Origin of the sequence: Pseudomonas sp. TWI929, assembly GCF_039673335.1 — a bacterium.
Taxonomy (GTDB): Bacteria; Pseudomonadota; Gammaproteobacteria; order Pseudomonadales; family Pseudomonadaceae; genus Aquipseudomonas.
Window position 1 is genome coordinate 101,694 of record NZ_JBDJLK010000005.1, and the last position, 17,687, is coordinate 119,380.

Sequence of the window (17,687 nt, forward strand, 5' to 3'; positions counted from 1 at the left end):
GATTAGTTCTTCGCCTCGCTCTTAGTTTTCTTCTTGAACATCTCAAGCATGCGACGGGTGACCAGGAAGCCACCAAACACGTTGACCGCAGCCAAGGCCACGGCCAGCGTGCCCATCAGCTTGCCGGCAGGGGTCACGGTGAGGGCGGCGGCCAGCATGGCACCGACGATCACGATGGCAGAAATGGCGTTGGTCACGGCCATCAGCGGCGTGTGCAGTGCCGGGGTGACGTTCCACACCACGTGGTAGCCCACATAGATGGCCAGCACGAAGATGATGAGGTTGTAGATGCCATGGGAAATCAGCATGTCTTCCATTGTCGTGCTCCTTAGCCGTTCTTGCGGACGACTTGACCATCACGGCACATGAGGCAGGCCGCGACGATGTCGTCTTCGAGGTTGATGACCAGCGCGCCGTCTTTGTCGAACAGCAGCTTCATGAAGTCCAGCAGGTTGCGCGCATACAGCGCCGAAGCATCGGCACCCAGCTGGGCCGGCAGGTTGGTCGGGCCGACGATCGTCACGCCGTTTTCCTTTACCACCTGGTCAGCAACGGTGAGCGGGCAGTTGCCACCCTGGGCTGCTGCGAGGTCGATCACCACCGAGCCGGGCTTCATCTGCGCAACGGTTTCGGCGCTGAGCAGCGTGGGTGCCTTGCGGCCTGGGATCAGCGCCGTGGTGATGACGATATCCGCTTGCCTGGCGCGCTCGTGCACCGCCTGGGCCTGGCGGTGCATCCAGCTGGCGGGCATGGGGCGCGCGTAACCGCCGACGCCTTCTGCGCACTCACGTTCCTCATCGGTCTCGTAAGGCACGTCGATGAACTTGGCACCCAGCGACTCGATCTGCTCCTTCACGGCCGGGCGTACGTCGGACGCTTCGATCACTGCACCCAGGCGTTTGGCGGTGGCGATGGCCTGCAGGCCGGCAACACCCGCCCCCAGGATCAGCACGCGCGCGGCCTTCACGGTACCGGCGGCGGTCATCAGCATGGGCATGAAGCGTGGGTAGTAATGGGCAGCCAGTAGCACGGCCTTGTAACCGGCGATGTTGGCCTGCGACGACAGCACGTCCAGGCTTTGCGCCCGCGAGGTGCGTGGCGCGGCTTCCAGGGCGAAAGCGGTGATGCCGCGTTCGGCCATCTTGCCGATCAGCTCGCTGTTGAAGGGGTTGAGCATGCCCGCCAGTAGGCTGCCACTGTTGATCAGGGCCAGCTCCTGGTCGTTGGGGGCGACCACCTTGAGTACCAATTGGGCGCCGTAGGCATCGGCTGCGCTCCCAAGGGAAGCGCCCACGGCCTCATAGGCACTGTCCGGAATGCTGGCGTTGAGCCCCGCCCCCCGTTGGACGATGATTTGATGGCCTTGACCTATCAATTTCTTAATGGTTTCAGGCGTAGCAGAAACTCTCGTTTCACCAGCTGATGTCTCCTTCACAACCCCGATAAGCAAGGCACTTCCCCCTTCTGAAATTAATTGACTACCTACAGCGGTCTAACAAACCTTCAAGATGAGAGCGCTCTCATTCGAATGCAAAAACATTCCACCTAATCTCCTATGAGCTAGACGGAATAGTGTTTCTCGGCTTTCCGCTAAGAGCGCGGTGCAGCGGTGGACGATCTAATGATCAGAGACACGGGCATGCTTAACCGCTCCCCAACTGCTCCTTCGTTCCTCAACATCTTTTTAAGGCACGCGACAGCCGAGACGGCTTGTTCATCTACATCTTGTCTCAATGTTGTCAAAGAAAATAGCTGATTCGAAGCATCTGGGATATCGTCAAATCCTACAACTGATACATCACCAGGAACATTGACACCCATACCTTTCAAGCGATCAAGCGCACCCACTGCGATCAAATCATTCGATGCAACAATTGCAGTAGGACGATATGCACTTTTGAAAAGAGTATCAATACCATTTCGTCCAAAAACGGAATTATGCTCACCGCGAATTATGATCGGCTCGAGGCGCTCCTCGGACATCACCTTTATGTAGGCTTGAGCACGCTCATTAGCGGACGACTCTGTATCACCAGCAAGTAAAGCTATGTCCGAGTGCCCCAACGACACTAAATGCTTGATGGCTTTTCGAATGCCAGATTCATCGTCAACCACGATCTCACTTACGCGAGGATGGTCAATCTTTTTGCTACCTATATAAATACACGGTAACTTCTGAGCAATTTTACCTACCGCACTTGGGTTTCTAGGGGTAGCGATGAGAATCAATCCTGCTGCTCGCAGCCTAAGCCAACGGTCAGCCTCAGCGTCAGCGGAATCATCAACAATTTCACGAAGGGACGCTACAGGGTCGAACCCCTCCGCCATTAAGCGTCGATCTACAGCCCGGGCCAATTGAATATGAAACGGGTTATCAGGGTCTCCCAGAACTACTCCAACAATCGACGACTTTGCAGAAACCAAGCTCCGCGCAGCCAGATTAGGCTGATATTCAAGCTCAGCAGCGGCCTTGTCTATTAGCTTACGCGTGTCAGGATGCACGCCTGGATCACCGCGCAATGCACGGGACACCTGTGCTCTGGACATACCGACCGCCTTTGCCACATCGTCGAGGGTACTGAAGCGCTTTGTCATATCTACTCGTTGCTATTGCTCTGCCTGAGGATGCCGCCACACGGATGGGGACGAACCGCGACGGCTCCGTTTGCCAGGCGGCATCATATCAGACGCGATCATCCGCTGAGTTAAATCGCATGGAGTCACCAGGCCAGCCTATCAAAGGCTGGCGCGCTAAGCATTTGTCCATATACGTAAAGAAGGCTTTGATGCGGAGCACGAAACCCGGAACGGTCAGAAAATGTCGTATTTTCACTTTCAAAGCCATGCTCGTGACCTCGCTCAACTCGAAGACCTCAAACGCAGATTCCATCACTCAAATCATCATGAGATCTTTTTAGGGCGCTGGCTTAAGCCGTAGAGAGAGATAACCATGAAGCACACCATGGGGACAGAAAAGGCGACCTCGGTGCCATAGCTATCCCCCAGTGCGCCCATGATCAATGGCAAGATCGCACCACCCACTAAAGTCATCACCAAAATTGATCCAGCGCGCTTGGTTTGTTTACCCATGCCACGAACACCCATGGCAAAAATCGTCGGGTACAACGTAGACATAAACAAGTAAATACCTGCCACTGCAATCACAGAAACTTTAGGAATACCTATTACAGCTACAGCGCACAACAAACTTGCCATTGTGGCATTGAAAATAAGAAGGTACCTGGCAGAGACGTACCGCATGATCCAAGTTCCGGAAAACCGCCCAACCATATACGCAAGCATGCCCCCAGACAAGAAATAGGCCGCGTTACGAGGCGTCATCTCCGGCCAGTGATCTAAAGCATAGTTGATGAAAAAAGCACCAACACCTACGTAGCACCCCACAAAACAAAACTGTGCGATCAGGGCTCCACGAAAATTACTTTTGCGCCATATACTCACACTGCCATCACAGGTGCTGTCAGCGTTCGCCTCCAGATTTGCTTCTGGAAGCCGAATGCGTGCAAAAACCACCATCATAAGGACAACTACTGCCGCCAGGGCGACATAGGTAAGGGAGACAGGCTCAACCGAACTACCACCAACTTCGAATTTTGGCAGAAAAAAAACTGACCCGCCGATGATAGGGCCGATAAATGCGCCAAGGCCATTGAAGGATTGTGCAAAGGTCAGCCGCTGTTCAGCCTTGGCGGGATCGCCTAAAGTTGCCGCATACAGATTCGCGGCAGTTTCCAAGCAGGCGAGACCACTTGCCAGCACAAAGAGCGCAACTAAAAATGGCAATAAGCTATTACCCCATGATGCAGGCAAGAACAGTAACGACCCTATAGCGAACAGTGCGAGGCCTGAGAGAATTCCGGCTCGATAGCCACAGCGTTCAATCAAGACCCCGACAGGAAGAGCAACAAAAAAATAAGCACTGAAATATGCTGTTTGAATCAATGCCGATTGAGCATGAGAGATCCCAAGGGAATCCTGAAAGTGCTTATTCAAAACATCTAACAGTCCGTGCGAGAGACCCCACATAAAAAACAAAGTTGTGATAAGGACGAAGGCCAGCTGATTTGTGGCAACTGGTCGCCGGGCATAGGCAGAAGAACTTATTTTAAATGAATCAGTAGAAGTTGACATGACCGGAACCTTTATCTGTTTTATTCGTCGTTCAGTACTAACTTAGCAGCTGAATCTGCCGCTTCACCGAACCAAAACCATCGAGACCGCCATTGCTGAAATTTCCAGCAATGGTCGGACTACGATGCCGTATTGGTGTTTACCGCATGCTATTTGGATACGGGCATTGTGAACTCAGCGCCTTTCTCGATACTCTCCGGCCAGCGCTGCATGATCGACTTTTGCTTGGTGTAGAAGCGAACGCCTTCAGATCCATAGGCATGCATGTCGCCGAATAAGCTCTTTTTCCAACCGCCGAAGCCATGCCATGCCATGGGCACAGGAATAGGTACGTTGATCCCCACCATTCCAACCTCAACCCTGCGTCCAAACTCACGGGCGACGTTCCCGTCTCTGGTGAAGCAACTGACCCCGTTGCCAAATTCGTGATCGTTCACCAGCTTCAGCGCCTCTGCAAAATCCCGAACACGGACACAGGCCAGAACCGGGCCAAAGATTTCCTCACGATAAATGCTCATGTCAGGCGTGACATGGTCGAACAGAGTAGCGCCCAGCCAGAAACCATCACGCAACTCTGCTTCTTGAGGAGTGAAATCTCGACCATCCACAAGCAAATGAGCACCGGCTTCCTGGCCTTGCTGGATGTAACCAGTGATACGCTCCAACGCAGCGCGACTCACAATAGGCCCCATCTCAGCCTTTAGATCACGACCATCGGTGATGCGCAATTCTCGCGCCCTTGCAGCCAGCGCAGTGACCACTTTGTCGGCTACATCACCGACGAGTACCGCCACCGAAATCGCCATGCACCGCTCGCCAGCACTACCATATGCTGCCCCAATCAACGCGTCCACTGTACGATCGATGTCTGCATCAGGCATAACAACCATGTGGTTTTTGGCGCCGCCCAAACCCTGCACTCGCTTACCGTTGCGCGCGCCTGCCTCATAAATGTTCTGAGCGATCGGCGTTGAGCCGACGAAGCTGACCGCCTTGACATCAGGATGCTCAATCAAGGCATCAACAGATTCCTTATCGCCCTGGATAACGTTAAATACGCCTTTCGGCAGACCTGCTTCCCGCAGCAGGTCTGCCATGAACAGCGAGGCCGTTGGGTCAGTCGGACTAGGCTTCAGGATGAACGTGTTGCCCGCGGCAATGGCAACCGGGTACATCCACATCGGAACCATGACAGGGAAATTGAATGGGGTAACGCCTGCAACGACGCCCAAAGGTTGGCGGAGAGTCCAGTTGTCCATCCCTCGGGAGACTTGATCCGAGTGATCACCAGTCAACAGATTAGGTATGCCACAGGCAAACTCGAGGATGTCGATGCCGCGCTCAACTTCGCCTTGAGCATCGGTAAATACCTTACCGTGCTCAGCGGTGATGATGCGAGCCAGGTCGTCTTTGCGCTCCTGCAGCAGATGCAGATAGCGGAATAGAACGCGAGCGCGGCGGATGGGGGGCGTTTCACTCCAGGAGGTAAATGCGACCTTCGCGGCAGCTACCGCCTCCGAAACTGTACCTGCACTGGCCAAAGCCACCCGACCGGTGACCTCACCTGTGGCCGGGTTGTAGACATCTTGGTAACGATCGTCACGAGAAACCCGCTCATCGTTAATGTAATGCTCGATAGTATTTTGCACAGCCCTAATCCTCCGCTAGATCAGCTGGTTGCTCATCGGTTGTCCCGGCAAACCAGCTTTGAAAAACACAATAGGCTTTGAATTTGTTCGAATCTAGACCAATATAAAGAACTCATTGTCCGTATTTTTGAACAATAACATCATGGAAAAATCTGAGATTGAAGGGCTCTGGTCACACATTCACTGGCTGTCGGTGCTTGATGAACAAGGCACCTACACAGCAGCTGCCGTGCGCCTCGGTGTGAGCAAGTCAGCAGTCAGCCAGCGTATTGCCGAGCTCGAAAAAGCCTCCGGCACACAACTGGTTATACGAACCACCCGCAGCGTTCGCCTTACTGATGCTGGCCTATCACTCACCCGCGAAGTCCGTTCAGCCTACGATCAGATCGCTCGGAGCTTTTCGTCTTTGAAGGATTCGGTAGGCGGCATAAGGGGGCTGATTCGCATAACAGCTCCGGTTGCATTCGCCCGACAGCAACTCATCCATCACATATCAAAATTCCTCCAGTTGTATCCCGACGTTCGTATTCAGTTGGATGTCAGTGATTCGCTTAGCTCCATAGCAGCCGAGGGATACGATCTGGCGGTGAGGCACAGCTTCCAGGTGCCAGAGACGCACGTTGCCTGGAAACTGTGCGATACCAAATCAATGCTGGTGGCATCCCTGGAGTATCTGAAACTCTATGGAACCCCAGCACAGCCAACTGACCTAACCTCGCACAACTGCCTCTACTACCCCCGTAACACCGAACAGGCCGCTTGGACGTTTGAACGCTCCAAACGGGGACAGACCGAACCTCAACGCCTCACGGTGCCCATTTCTGGTACCTTCGCTACCAACAACAGTGAATCCCTACGTGATGCGGCGCTGAATCATGTGGGAATTGCGCTCCTCCCTGACTTCAGTGCGGTCTCAGCTATTGCACAGGGTCAGCTAGTTCCAGTGCTTCCTGACTGGAAGCTGAAAGGGGTTTTCGCAGACGAGATCCACCTCATACGCCCCTACTCTCCTCATGTACCTCGCTCCGTCACAACGCTTGTCAGTTTTTTGAGGGAATCCTTAGCGACTGGATTCCGGTAACCTCCCAGCCCCGTCAAATGCCCACTCAAGAGTGGGCATCTACGCCTAGGTCAAATTCACCTTAAAACTTGGTAATGAATTTCAAACCGGCCACGAATGCGTCATCAATCTCACTGACTCCGCCTGGATGCGCGATGTACTGCAGGTTCGGCCTTACAGTCAGCCAATTGGTGACAGCGAATCCATAATGAATCTCTGCGTCATACTCTGTGTCACGAACAGGCATGAACGCAGGATTATCGTAATCATCGATCCCGGACACCTGATTCACCAGCTTGGCATGACGTGCAACGTCATCATTGACATGGATCCTCGCGATACCAATACCAAAATCATCGTTTGGTCGAGAATCAAACATCCCCTTATAGGTGAAGCCCAGCTGAACGAAGTTATCCACCAAGCTTGTAGCGCCATCCATAACAGTGGCATTGAAGAAAACACTCAACCCACGATCAGGACTACCCGAACGCGTTGTCAGTTGCTGTTGCGCAACAAACCACGAGCCGTGCTTGGAACCATGCGACTTGAAGTCGCCACCGCTCAAAGCCTGAGGCTGGCCATTCTCGCCCTCGTAAACATCCTGAGATTTCGCGGAGCTGTAGAAGTAGCCGATTCGATACTCACCAGGTAACCCTGCAACCTTTGGAGACCATACCAGTTCTGCGGGCAGCAGCATCCCTTTCGCACCACTACCACTCAGCTTGAAACCATTACCCGTTTCCAGGTAACTAGGGTTCACCTCAAATGCACCTACTTGTGCGAAGAATGATGGAGTCAGGTTATATTTAACACGCATCCCCCATTGACTCACAGGCCAGTTAAACCAAACATCACCGGCCCAGTTCGCCATTTGAGGGCCGCAGAAAGCGTTATTCTGAAACTGGCAGGGGAAGGAGTTAAAGTCTTCACCTTCACCAAAGCGACCGAATTTAACGTTAAGGGTATCGTCGAGAAAACCTTTGCTAAGCCACATCTGAGTCATCCGCCAGGTCTGCCCCCTACCGTAGACCTCTTGGGGCGTGCTCAGCATTCCTGCCCTAGGATCACTGATACGATCATTTGACAGATTTCGCCCGCTTCGCTCGGTCACAGTGATCTGAAAAATAGCGTCGTCCCAGCCTGCTATTTTGCTCAGGTCGAGCTTAGTCCCTAAAGCAAGCTGATCAGCATAGCGTGCAGTGGTATCTGTGTTGTATCCGCCACTGAGGTTGGAGGCCGCCTCGCCTACGTATTCAATGGTGAAATCGTAACCCTTATCGTACAAATCTTTGCGAAGACCACCCCAATCTCCTAACGCGTAGTTAGAAGCGTCGAAGTCTTCTACAGCAGAGGCGTGCTGCGACACTACCGCAGCAAGGCCAAGAACGGCCAAGTTAAAGCCCGGGCGTACAGCCGGCGCCCGCTTAAAAGCAGAACACAACATAGATAGCACTCCTATTGTTTTTATTTTTACACTTTACGAGATCGAATCATTTGAATGAAACGCCCCTTGGCATCGCCCCACCAGAGCAGGGCAACCAAAGAAAGTCAGGTGCATTAAAAACTATGTCACGCTTCTCACTGTAAAGATTTCAAATCTCAGAACCGTCAAAAATCAACACTGACGAATATCCAAGCGAAACCCTCGCCAGTCGCACCAGGCTCGGACTGGTGCGACTGCCTCGAACCTTCACAGCATGAAGTATTACCTGATAATTATTTAGCCACTTCGTAGCCAGCAGCGGCCATAACCCGCAGCAATTCCGCATGTCCTTTAATTGCCATATCAAGCGGCGGATTGGTGCGAGGATCTTGTTCGGCCTCAACGACAAACCAGCCTTGATAGCCTTTGGCAGCCAGAGCTTTGACGATGGCCTCGAAATTCAGACTACCGTCGCCAGGAACGGTGAAGGCCCCCTTCATTACTGCATCCAGGAAGCTCTCTCGCGAGCGGTTCAAACCATCGACGACCGAACCTCGAATATCCTTGGTATGGACGTGCAAGATTCGAGCGTGATGGTTTTCGATTACTCGCATCAGATCACCGCCGGCGAAGGACATATGACCAGCATCGAAAAGGAGAGGAATCGAGGAATGCTTCATGAAGCTGTCGAGCTCTGATTCAGTCTCGACAACAGCCCCCATATGGTGGTGATACGCCAACGGCATACCGTGCTTCGAGCACCAAGCGGAGAAATCGGACACTTTACGTCCATAGGCCTCCATCTCAGCCTCAGTAATCGTAGGCTTGGAAGACAAAGGGGCAGACCTTACCCCTTGAATCGATCGAGCTGTCTCACCATAAACCAGGCACGGCGCCTCAGCGGCTACGAAAAACTCGAGCTGTTGCGAGATCCGATCTTTCTCCGCCTCGATATCACCATCCAGGAGCAACCCGGAGAACCACCCACCACAAACAGAGATGCCGTGCCGCGAAAGCACCGGCCCCAGTTCGGCCATGTTCATCGGGAAACGACGCCCTGTTTCCATGCCCGTGAAACCTGCTAAGGATGCTTGGCGCAAGCATTCATCGAGGCTGACATCATCCGAGAGTTCTTCGAGATCGTCGTTCCACCAAGCGATCGGAGCAATTCCAAGTCTGGCTTTCATTTTCAAACACCCAGTCGTTGAGCTTTGCGGATTTTTTCCTGAGCGGCACGTGCAGCCCGGACACTTTCAAACGACGAAATCTCTGGGACACCGACATCCCAATCCGCATCGCCAGGCACCCATTTCCACGCATCGGATACGATGGAGATCAGGGTCACACCCTCGTTATGCTGGGCCCACTTCATAGCCTCTTCCAGGCCAGCCAGGTCATCTACATGACGGGCCTTAGCTCCCATAGACTCTGCATGCTTGACGAAATCGACGTGCAGCGGATCCTCGCGGTTCTGAATACGGCAGTCCGCCAACAGGTTGTTGAAGCCCGGAACGCCCTTCGCCTGCTGCAGCCGGTTGATCACGGCGTAGCCACCGTTGTCACAGACGATCACGATCATCTTGTGACCGGTCAATGCGGCAGAATAGATGTCGGAGTTCATCATCATGTAGGTACCATCCCCGATCATTACAATTGGTGTACCGCCTACACCACCTGGGCCCTCTTGCGCCATAGCGCACCCCCAGCCAGCTGCGATTTCGTAACCCATGCAAGAAAAGCCAAATTCGCAGTCAAACGTGTGAGGGTTTTTCACTCGCCAGCCTTTGGTGACTTCGCCCGGCGTACCACCTGCTGCCGAGATCAGCGTATCTCCTGGGCCCGCTACTTTGTTCAGCACACCAACTACCTGAGCGTAGGATGGTACTGGCGCATCCGAAACGCGTTGATATTGGTCGAGAAGCGCATTCCACTCGGAGAAGAGTGCCTGGGCCTCTTCCATGAGAGCTCCATCTGCTCGATACCCACCCAATGCCTCATCGAGATCGCCAATACCTTCCAAGGCGTCACCGATTACTGCATGCGAGCGGTGCTTGATCGCGTCGTAGCGAGCGGCATTGATGGAGATGAATTGTGCATCCTCGGAGAAAGCCGTCCAGGAACCGGTGGTGAAATCTTGCAGACGGGTACCGATGGCCAAAATCACATCGGCGTCTTTAGCCAACGAGTTTGCTGAAGTAGAACCGACGATTCCGATCGGGCCCGCATGCACCGGATGCTCATGGGTAAGCCCACCTTTACCGGCAATCGTTTCCACCACCGGAATACCACGCTTATGCGCAAATTCGGCCAGCGCTTCCTCTGCCAGCGAGTAACGCACACCGCCACCAGAGATGATGAGAGGGCGCTTAGCTTTCTTCAGAATTTCTGCTGCGACAGCGATCGACTCACGATCAGGGCGAGGACGAGGAATCTTCCAAACCGTTGGTTCAAAGAAGACTTCTGGGTAGTCGTAGGCGATTTCCTGAGTGTCTTGCGCTAGCCCGATGAAGGCTGGGCCGCAATTTCCTGGATCAAGCATTGCTGAAATCGCTTGCGGAAGCGATTGCAGGATCTGCTCAGGCAGCACGATCCGATCCCAGTAGCGAACGACCGACTTGAACGCGTCATTGGCAGTGAGCGACGGATCACCGAAATGCTCAACTTGCTGAAGCACTGGATCCGGCAAACGGCTAGCAAAGGTATCGCCTGCAAGCAGCAGAACTGGCAAACGGTTCGCCATAGCAACGCCTGCAGCCGTGACCATGTTCAATGCGCCAGGGCCAATTGACGTAGCAGCCACCATGATCTGGCGGCGACGTTTGGCTTTGGCAAATCCGATAGCTGCGAGCGCCATCGACTGCTCATTCTGCCCACGCCAAGTAGGCAGCTGATCCTGAACCGTTTCCAGCGCCTCCGACAGGCATGTCACGTTGCCGTGACCAAAGATGCCGAACAAGCCCGCGAACAGCGGAACCCTCTGCCCCTCGATCTCGGTGTACTGGTTGCAGAGGTAGCGCACCAAGGCCTGGGCAGTGGTCAAGCGCACAGTTTTGCGGGTCATTTGAATTCCTCCGGTGAGCCCTGCGTTTGTTGTTATTGGAACACATATTGACAATATGAGCATTTCGCAACGAATATTGCAATCGTATCTTCAAGCGAAAAGCGCGAATGCTCGGTTGCTGCCTATGACGAGCCTCAAGACGCATGGAGAGCGTGATCATCTACCCAGCTCCAAAGGCCAGGCACCTGATCACTACCGGTAGCAAGAGGGGTTCCTCGACGAGGAACACACCATCGAAACCAGCGAAGTCGAATAAAAATATGTACGAACAATACGGACTTTTCATCAACGGGCTCTGGGTCTCCGGCACCAACTCAGCCGAGGTCATTTCACCTGTTACTGAGCAGCCGCTCGGCCAGGTGCCAATGGCGACCATCAACGAAACCAAGTTGGCTCTGGATGCCGCTTACGCTGCGCTATCGCCGATGCGAGAAATGGGCGGCTTCGCGCGAGCCGAGGCACTGCATAAAGTCGCCAACGAGATGGCCAGCCGCAGTGACGAGGCTGCGCAAGTTATTACGCTGGAGACTGGCAAACCACTGGCTCAGGCAGCACGTGAATGGGTTTTGGCTACTGAGCAGTTCCGCTGGTACGCCGAGGAGGCTCGCCGCATCTACGGACGTGTCGTAGAGAGCCGCGTACCCGGTGGCCGGTTTGAGATTACGCGGGAACCTGTAGGCATCGTAGGTGCGTTCACAGCTTGGAATTTTCCTGCCGCACTGCCCGCTCGAAAGCTCGCGCCCGCGCTGGCTGCTGGATGCTCCGTAGTACTTCGCCCGTCCTCCCAAACACCGGGTGTGGCAATGGTGATGGTCGACTGCCTGCGAGCGGGTGGCCTACCAGCAGGTGCAGTCAACCTACTGGTCGGATCAACTTCAAATACCTACGCACCGATCATGGATGACACCCGAGTGCGCAAGGTGTCGTTGACAGGGTCAACCCGCATTGGGCAGCAAATGATTCGTGACTCCGCCGAGACCGTTAAGAAGGTATCGATGGAACTGGGTGGAAATGCGCCGTTGATCATCTACGACGATGCTGACCTTGAAAGCGCCCTAGATATGACTGTCGCAGCCAAATTCGCCAACTGCGGGCAGGTCTGCGTAACCGCTGACAGAATCTTCGTTCACGACAGCCTTTACGAGGCATTTGTAGAAGGCTTTGTGGCTCGTGCAGCGAGGATCAAGCTTGGGGATGGCCTCAACTCCGAATCGACCATGGGGCCTCTCATCAACCGAAACCGCCTGGATGAGATCGAATCGATCGTCGCTGCCGCCGTTGCAGAGGGAGCCACTGTAGCTCTCGGCGGTAAACGCCCAGCCAATCTAGAACGCGGCTTCTTTTTCGAACCCACGGTGCTCGTGAACGTGCGCGATGACATGAAAGTCTTCGCGGATGAGAACTTTGGGCCGGTTGCTGCCATTACCCGCTTTACCACCGAAGAAGAAGTGTTGACCCGGGCCAATGCCTCAAACATGGGCCTGGCTGCATACGCGTTTACGAAATCCCCTGATCGCGCTCGGCGCACAGTGGCTGCACTGAAGGCCGGTATGGTTGGGATCAACAGCTTTGCGCTGGCTGCAGCAGAAGCGCCTTTTGGCGGCACCAACTGGTCGGGCATGGGGCGAGAGGGCGGTTCAGAGGGGATTGATGACTTCCTGGACACCAAGCTTGCTCAAATCGTCTTCTAAGAGAGGCCTCATATGAAAAAGAATAACTTGCGCCAAATCTGGGCTGAAGGTCGGCCAGTACTTCATGGCTGGCTCTCCATGCCGTGCAGTTTCAGTGCTGAAATCATGGCGGCACAGGGCTACGACGCCATCTCAATTGATATTCAGCATGGCGCAGTGGACTACAAAGACGTGCTTGGTATGTTCCAAGCAATGAGGGCATCGGATGCCGTGATAATGGCCCGCGTCCCATGGCTGGATCCGAGCTGGATCATGAAAGTCCTCGATGCCGGCGCTTACGGGATCATCTGTCCCATGATCAACACCCGCGAGCAGGCAGAACAGTTCGTACGCTTCATGCGATACCCCCCATTGGGCGAACGCAGCTTTGGCCCTACGCGAGCCGCCTATCCAGCCGGCGCCAATTACGCGGCAGAAGCTAACGACGAAATCCTCGCTTTCGCGATGATTGAAACCGCTGAAGCAATGGCGAACCTGGAAGAAATCGCATCCACGCCAGGGTTAGACGGAATCTACGTCGGCCCTGCTGACCTCGCCTTCTCACTTTCAAAAGGGGAACTGACCCCTGCGTTTGATCGTGAAGAGCCGGAGGTTATCGCCGCCATCAAGACGATCCTCGATGCATGCAAACGCAATGGCAAGAAAGCTGCGTTGCATTGCGGAACAGCGGAATACGCCGCCCGAGCAATTGAATGGGGTTTCGACATGACGACCGTGTCCGGTGACACCCGTCTGCTAGCGGCAGCTTCGGCGCAATCCGTATCAACCTGGCGCAATCTGACTGCCGGGGCAACCGAGCAAAAAGCTTCGAAGGAGGGATACTAATGCCTCGTCTATTAGTTGCAGGAAAACTCCATCCCTCTGGTGTAGCGCTCCTCAAAGATTATGAGAGCCGTGGGGTTGAAGTCGATTATGTTGAGGAGGTGTCTGAGGCTTCCTACGAGCACCTGATCTCCGAAGCTGATGCTTTGATCATCAGAACCCAGCCGCTGTCGGCCGCAACTATTGCGAAAGCAAAGAAGCTGAAAGTGGTGTCTCGACACGGCGTGGGCTATGACTCTGTTGACCTTCAGGCGCTTAATGCAAGGGGGATTGGGTTGACGATCGTCGGCGACGTCAACTCTATTTCTGTGGCTGAGCATGCCATCACTCAGATGCTGGCTGCAGCAAAGCGCACCATGCTGGCTGATCGCTCTGTTCGGCAAATCGGCGAGTGGGGGTGGCGGAACGGATTGGAGCAGCAGGAAATCTCTCGCAAGAATCTGCTGATCCTCGGCTACGGCAGAATCGGCCGCCACTTGGCCCGCATGGCTTCGGGCTTTGAAATGCGAGTTAAAGCATTCGACCCGTATCTAGAAAAAGCTGGGTGGCCAGAGGGAGCGGTTACGCCGGTCTCCCTGGAAGAGGGACTTGTCTGGGCTGATTTTATCTCAGTCCATACGCCACGCGGCGATCGCCCTATTCTGGGAGCCAAAGAGTTTTCGCTCATGAAGCCGGGGGTGATCATTGCCAATACAGCCCGAGGCGGAGTGGTGTGTGAACGAGCTCTGGCCGAGGCTCTCACCTCTGGCCATGTTGGGGCAGCTGGTGTGGACGTATTTGATGAGGAGCCCCCTAGCAAGCGGATACCGCTATTCAGTCACCAAAACGTAGTCTTGTCGCCGCACATCGCCGGCTTAACTGCAGAGTGCGGTGAGCGCATGGCCATTGCGTCGATCAACAACGCAATGGATTTCCTCTCAGGCACCGTCGATCCGACCCTGGTGGTAAACCGGGAATGCCTAGAGCCGACAAAGCAACAGGTGTTAGGCTAAACAGATCTGAACGAGGCTCCCTCTAGGAGCCTCTTTCACTTAATCTGATGAAAGAAATTGCAGCCGAGCTGAGGAAATACCTGGCAGCGCAATGGTTTTGGAGCACCAGCAGTCGATGCTGACCGCCGCTTGGATCGAACCGAAACTGGTAATTTCGATCTGGCGCGGAAGCACCGTAACCGCTCTAACGATAAAAATTTTTACAGGCGATCGACGCACCAGGTTGCATGAATAGCGAAACGGGCATCGCTCAAGCGCTACTCAGTGAACTGAGCTTGATTCTCCCAGCCTAGATACCGCGACCTAGTGAGCAAGCCAATATGCAAGACTTGGATCCACCCAAAGACTACGAAGAGCTCATTCGAGTAATCCATGAGCGCCATGAGCACATGAGTAAAACCTATCAGCTCATCTCAGTCTACCTCACACAGAACCCAAATGAGGTTGCAGTTCAGTCGGTTAACACTATTGCTGAACGCTGCAAGATTCATGCATCAAACTTTGTACGTTTCGCTCAAGCACTTGGTTATAAGGGCTTCAAAGAGCTGCAGACGTTATTTCAGCGCCGCTTGGAGACAGCAGCACCAGGCTTCGAAGCAAGGCTCAGAGTCCTAAGCAGCGAACTACAAAATCGCCAAGACACATCTGAATTTGGCTTCCTACACGAGCTGGTTTTGAGGGACATGGCCTCACTACAAGATATGCTCGAGCGCACTAGCCCTGAGGACTTGTCGAAAGCCGTCGACCTGATTGAGAAAGCTGATACCATTTATTTGATAGGCCAGCTTAGATCCTCACCAGTTGTCGACTTGCTCAGATATGTACTAACCATGCTAGGCAAGCGCTGCTCGTTATTGGATGCAGGGGGGGGCCTTGCGACACACATTGCTAGAACGATGCGAAAAGAAGACTTGCTCATCGCAGTCTCGTTCCGCTTCTACGCAACAGAGGTAGTGAATGTCGCAGAGGAGGCAAAGGCTGCCGGGGTACCGATCGTGGCAATTTCGGACAGTACGCTGTCACCAATAGCTAAAACAGCTTCCGTATTGTTCTCAGTTCCTGAGCATGATTATACTTTCTCACGCTCGCTCGCTGCGCCTATGTGCCTGGTGCAGGCTCTTACGATCGCTGTTGCCTCCCGTCTTCAGAAAGCTCCAGAACCACGGATTCCAACTGTGACGAACGCTTGATTGTGCGTGCCAGGCCTTACTCGGCCTGGCGCAGTCTTTCCCTCCGCCCCTTCTCTCGCCCATTCCCTGCCTGATTGATGGCCACGACGTCGCCCATCTGATGAACTGCTCCCCCGCAATTGGAAATATCCATTATCTGCTGAGAGGACGTTAGCAATACCTTTTCAGGTACAACGAACGATCCCATGATGTCACTAGAAATCATGGGCCAGAGTCATCACTCGTCCTAAGCAACTAGAGCCTGAAGTGCTAGCCATGGCCAGCCAACCGAATTCATAGGCCATCCTATTCCAAGCGTCAGCAGGATGGAGGATAGTCGAAAGGACGAACCGTCATCAGCGCTGCTTTAGGGTTCCCTAACTAGCGGCTACAGGCAGCAAGATTGGCTAACCGAGGTTTTAGCTCTTCCCCTTGATATTCGCACTAACTAACCGCGAGTCTCGCTGCAGTCTGACTGCTACAACTGACGCCGCAGCAAATGCTCCAAGCACTCTTAAATCAGTTCTGCACAGAGACTTCTTTAGCAGTCGATTCAGATAAGACGCTCCTTATAAGTCCAAAAAAAACCCCTACCAAAAACTCCTGGCAGGGGTGCGCAATATTTGCAAGCCATTCGATAAATCAGGTTCGGGTTTTAACTCCGGAGGAGCGGCGGCTTGCCAGTGTAGTCAGAATCGCTGCGATGATGATTACCGCGCCAGTCGAAGCCTGAACATAGAAGGAGGGAACTTGGGCAAGCGTAAGGAGGTTATTAATCACCCCGATAAGCAATACTCCGCTCACCACGCCGACGATGGTTCCACGTCCACCGCCGAGGCTCACGCCGCCGATCACCGCCGCCGCGAACGCGGAGAAGATAATCCCTTGACCCTGCGTGGTGACTGCCGAGTCCAAACGACCGGTCATGAGGACACCAGCCAAGCCACCAAGCAGAGCCGCAAACACGAAGGCAGACCAGATCACCTTATCAACATTGATCCCGGCAGCACGAGCAGCCTCTTCGTTGCCACCAATCGCATACAACGCACGGCCATAGCGGTGGTATTTAAAGATCAGGCCTACAACGGTTGCGACGATAATGAATACGACCACTGACAACGGTACACCAGCGATTTTCTCTGCGCCAAGGAAAGTAAACTCTTTACCTGGTGAGTAGATCGAACGGCCGTTCGAAATGATCAAAACCCCTCCTCGTAGCAAAACCAGCAGACCCAAGGTTGAGATGAAAGGATTCAATCCTACTTTCACCACCATAAAGCCATTGAACCAACCGATAAGCCCAGCAATGCCAAGGGCAACGAACAGTCCAGTCCAACCCGGCAACTCAAGGCCCAAACCACCCATTGCGGCAGGTACTAGCGCGACAGCTGCGACCATCGGAGCGAAGCCGACTACACCCTCGAGTGACAGGTCAAGACGCCCAATCAGCACCACAAAGGTCAGACCGATTGTAGTAAGACCAAGAACGCTAATCTGCTCCAGAATGTTTACCAAATTGGTTGCGGTCGCAAATCTAGGAGCGACAACGGCGCCTACAATCACCAGCAACAGGATCACTGGATACATCGTGTATCCATCAGATACAAATGAGCTTCCGAAAGACGCCCACTTAGAACGATGTGCAGTCGTCTTGGTAGAATCCGATTG

The 17,687-nt window shown here is 53.9% G+C and carries 14 protein-coding genes; 5 read left to right on the top strand and 9 right to left on the bottom strand.

The features are described from left to right. Positions 1–2: 2 nt before the first annotated feature. From ABE456_RS04470 to ABE456_RS04490, 5 genes are all read right to left on the bottom strand, one after another. The gene (locus tag ABE456_RS04470; RefSeq protein WP_049278353.1) at positions 3–317 is read right to left on the bottom strand and encodes an NAD(P) transhydrogenase subunit alpha; all 315 of its coding nucleotides are present in this window, start codon (positions 315–317) and stop codon (positions 3–5) included. An 11-nt stretch (positions 318–328) separates the two neighbouring features. Continuing rightward, a complete protein-coding gene (locus tag ABE456_RS04475) occupies positions 329–1,450 on the bottom strand; it encodes a Re/Si-specific NAD(P)(+) transhydrogenase subunit alpha (protein ID WP_346642896.1) in 1,122 nt (373 codons plus the stop codon). Between the two features lie 140 nt (positions 1,451–1,590). Beyond that, positions 1,591–2,595, bottom strand: a complete 1,005-nt coding sequence (locus ABE456_RS04480; RefSeq protein ID WP_080983727.1) for a LacI family DNA-binding transcriptional regulator — start codon at positions 2,593–2,595, stop codon at positions 1,591–1,593. Between the two features lie 306 nt (positions 2,596–2,901). Then, positions 2,902–4,152 (bottom strand): sugar MFS transporter, encoded by a 1,251-nt coding sequence (locus ABE456_RS04485; protein ID WP_049276816.1) that lies wholly within the window; start codon positions 4,150–4,152, stop codon positions 2,902–2,904. A gap of 149 nt (positions 4,153–4,301) precedes the next feature. Then, entirely contained in the window at positions 4,302–5,801 is a 1,500-nt protein-coding gene (locus ABE456_RS04490; RefSeq protein ID WP_049276814.1) for a CoA-acylating methylmalonate-semialdehyde dehydrogenase, read from the bottom strand. 142 nt (positions 5,802–5,943) lie between these two features. On the opposite strand from ABE456_RS04490, the gene ABE456_RS04495 reads away from it, so the two are divergent. Continuing rightward, a complete protein-coding gene (locus ABE456_RS04495) occupies positions 5,944–6,882 on the top strand; it encodes a LysR family transcriptional regulator (RefSeq protein WP_049276812.1) in 939 nt (312 codons plus the stop codon). Positions 6,883–6,943: 61 nt separating this feature from the next. On the opposite strand, the gene ABE456_RS04500 is transcribed toward ABE456_RS04495, so the two are convergent. From ABE456_RS04500 to iolD, 3 genes are all read right to left on the bottom strand, one after another. Further along, positions 6,944–8,305, bottom strand: a complete 1,362-nt coding sequence (locus ABE456_RS04500) for a carbohydrate porin (protein WP_346642897.1) — start codon at positions 8,303–8,305, stop codon at positions 6,944–6,946. 272 nt (positions 8,306–8,577) lie between these two features. Next, positions 8,578–9,471, bottom strand: coding sequence for a myo-inosose-2 dehydratase (gene iolE, locus ABE456_RS04505; protein ID WP_049276818.1), 894 nt, complete (start codon positions 9,469–9,471; stop codon positions 8,578–8,580). Between the two features lie 2 nt (positions 9,472–9,473). Next, positions 9,474–11,345: a 3D-(3,5/4)-trihydroxycyclohexane-1,2-dione acylhydrolase (decyclizing) gene (gene iolD, locus ABE456_RS04510; protein ID WP_049276809.1), complete on the bottom strand. Its 1,872-nt coding sequence runs from the start codon at positions 11,343–11,345 to the stop codon at positions 9,474–9,476. Positions 11,346–11,488: 143 nt separating this feature from the next. Here iolD and ABE456_RS04515 point away from each other — a divergent pair, with 143 nt between their 5' ends. The 4 genes from ABE456_RS04515 (at position 11,489) to ABE456_RS04530 (ending at position 16,040) form a co-directional block, all read left to right on the top strand. Beyond that, complete coding sequence (locus ABE456_RS04515; RefSeq protein ID WP_204373685.1) at positions 11,489–13,036, top strand: NAD-dependent succinate-semialdehyde dehydrogenase; 1,548 nt, start codon at positions 11,489–11,491, stop codon at positions 13,034–13,036. A 12-nt stretch (positions 13,037–13,048) separates the two neighbouring features. After that, a complete protein-coding gene (locus tag ABE456_RS04520) occupies positions 13,049–13,861 on the top strand; it encodes an aldolase/citrate lyase family protein (protein WP_346642898.1) in 813 nt (270 codons plus the stop codon). Beyond that, the gene (locus tag ABE456_RS04525) at positions 13,861–14,850 is read left to right on the top strand and encodes a hydroxyacid dehydrogenase (protein ID WP_049276805.1); all 990 of its coding nucleotides are present in this window, start codon (positions 13,861–13,863) and stop codon (positions 14,848–14,850) included. The genes ABE456_RS04520 and ABE456_RS04525 overlap by 1 nt, the downstream gene beginning before the upstream one ends. 320 nt (positions 14,851–15,170) lie before the next feature. Continuing rightward, complete coding sequence (locus ABE456_RS04530) at positions 15,171–16,040, top strand: MurR/RpiR family transcriptional regulator (protein WP_049276804.1); 870 nt, start codon at positions 15,171–15,173, stop codon at positions 16,038–16,040. Positions 16,041–16,661: 621 nt separating this feature from the next. Here ABE456_RS04530 and ABE456_RS04535 read toward each other — a convergent pair. Beyond that, positions 16,662–17,606, bottom strand: a complete 945-nt coding sequence (locus tag ABE456_RS04535; RefSeq protein WP_049276801.1) for an ABC transporter permease — start codon at positions 17,604–17,606, stop codon at positions 16,662–16,664. Positions 17,607–17,687 lie beyond the last annotated feature (81 nt).

What these genes read in the sequence shown, in the direction of transcription:
- ABE456_RS04470 (WP_049278353.1), bottom strand. Translation starts at nt 317, where the DNA reads ATGGAAGACATGCTGATTTCCCATGGCATCTACAACCTCATCATCTTC.
- ABE456_RS04480 (WP_080983727.1), bottom strand. Translation starts at nt 2,595, where the DNA reads ATGACAAAGCGCTTCAGTACCCTCGACGATGTGGCAAAGGCGGTCGGT.
- ABE456_RS04485 (WP_049276816.1), bottom strand. Translation starts at nt 4,152, where the DNA reads ATGTCAACTTCTACTGATTCATTTAAAATAAGTTCTTCTGCCTATGCC.
- ABE456_RS04495 (WP_049276812.1), top strand. Translation starts at nt 5,944, where the DNA reads ATGGAAAAATCTGAGATTGAAGGGCTCTGGTCACACATTCACTGGCTG.
- ABE456_RS04500 (WP_346642897.1), bottom strand. Translation starts at nt 8,305, where the DNA reads ATGTTGTGTTCTGCTTTTAAGCGGGCGCCGGCTGTACGCCCGGGCTTT.
- iolE (WP_049276818.1), bottom strand. Translation starts at nt 9,471, where the DNA reads ATGAAAGCCAGACTTGGAATTGCTCCGATCGCTTGGTGGAACGACGAT.
- iolD (WP_049276809.1), bottom strand. Translation starts at nt 11,345, where the DNA reads ATGACCCGCAAAACTGTGCGCTTGACCACTGCCCAGGCCTTGGTGCGC.
- ABE456_RS04515 (WP_204373685.1), top strand. Translation starts at nt 11,489, where the DNA reads ATGGAGAGCGTGATCATCTACCCAGCTCCAAAGGCCAGGCACCTGATC.
- ABE456_RS04520 (WP_346642898.1), top strand. Translation starts at nt 13,049, where the DNA reads ATGAAAAAGAATAACTTGCGCCAAATCTGGGCTGAAGGTCGGCCAGTA.
- ABE456_RS04525 (WP_049276805.1), top strand. Translation starts at nt 13,861, where the DNA reads ATGCCTCGTCTATTAGTTGCAGGAAAACTCCATCCCTCTGGTGTAGCG.
- ABE456_RS04530 (WP_049276804.1), top strand. Translation starts at nt 15,171, where the DNA reads ATGCAAGACTTGGATCCACCCAAAGACTACGAAGAGCTCATTCGAGTA.
- ABE456_RS04535 (WP_049276801.1), bottom strand. Translation starts at nt 17,606, where the DNA reads ATGTATCCAGTGATCCTGTTGCTGGTGATTGTAGGCGCCGTTGTCGCT.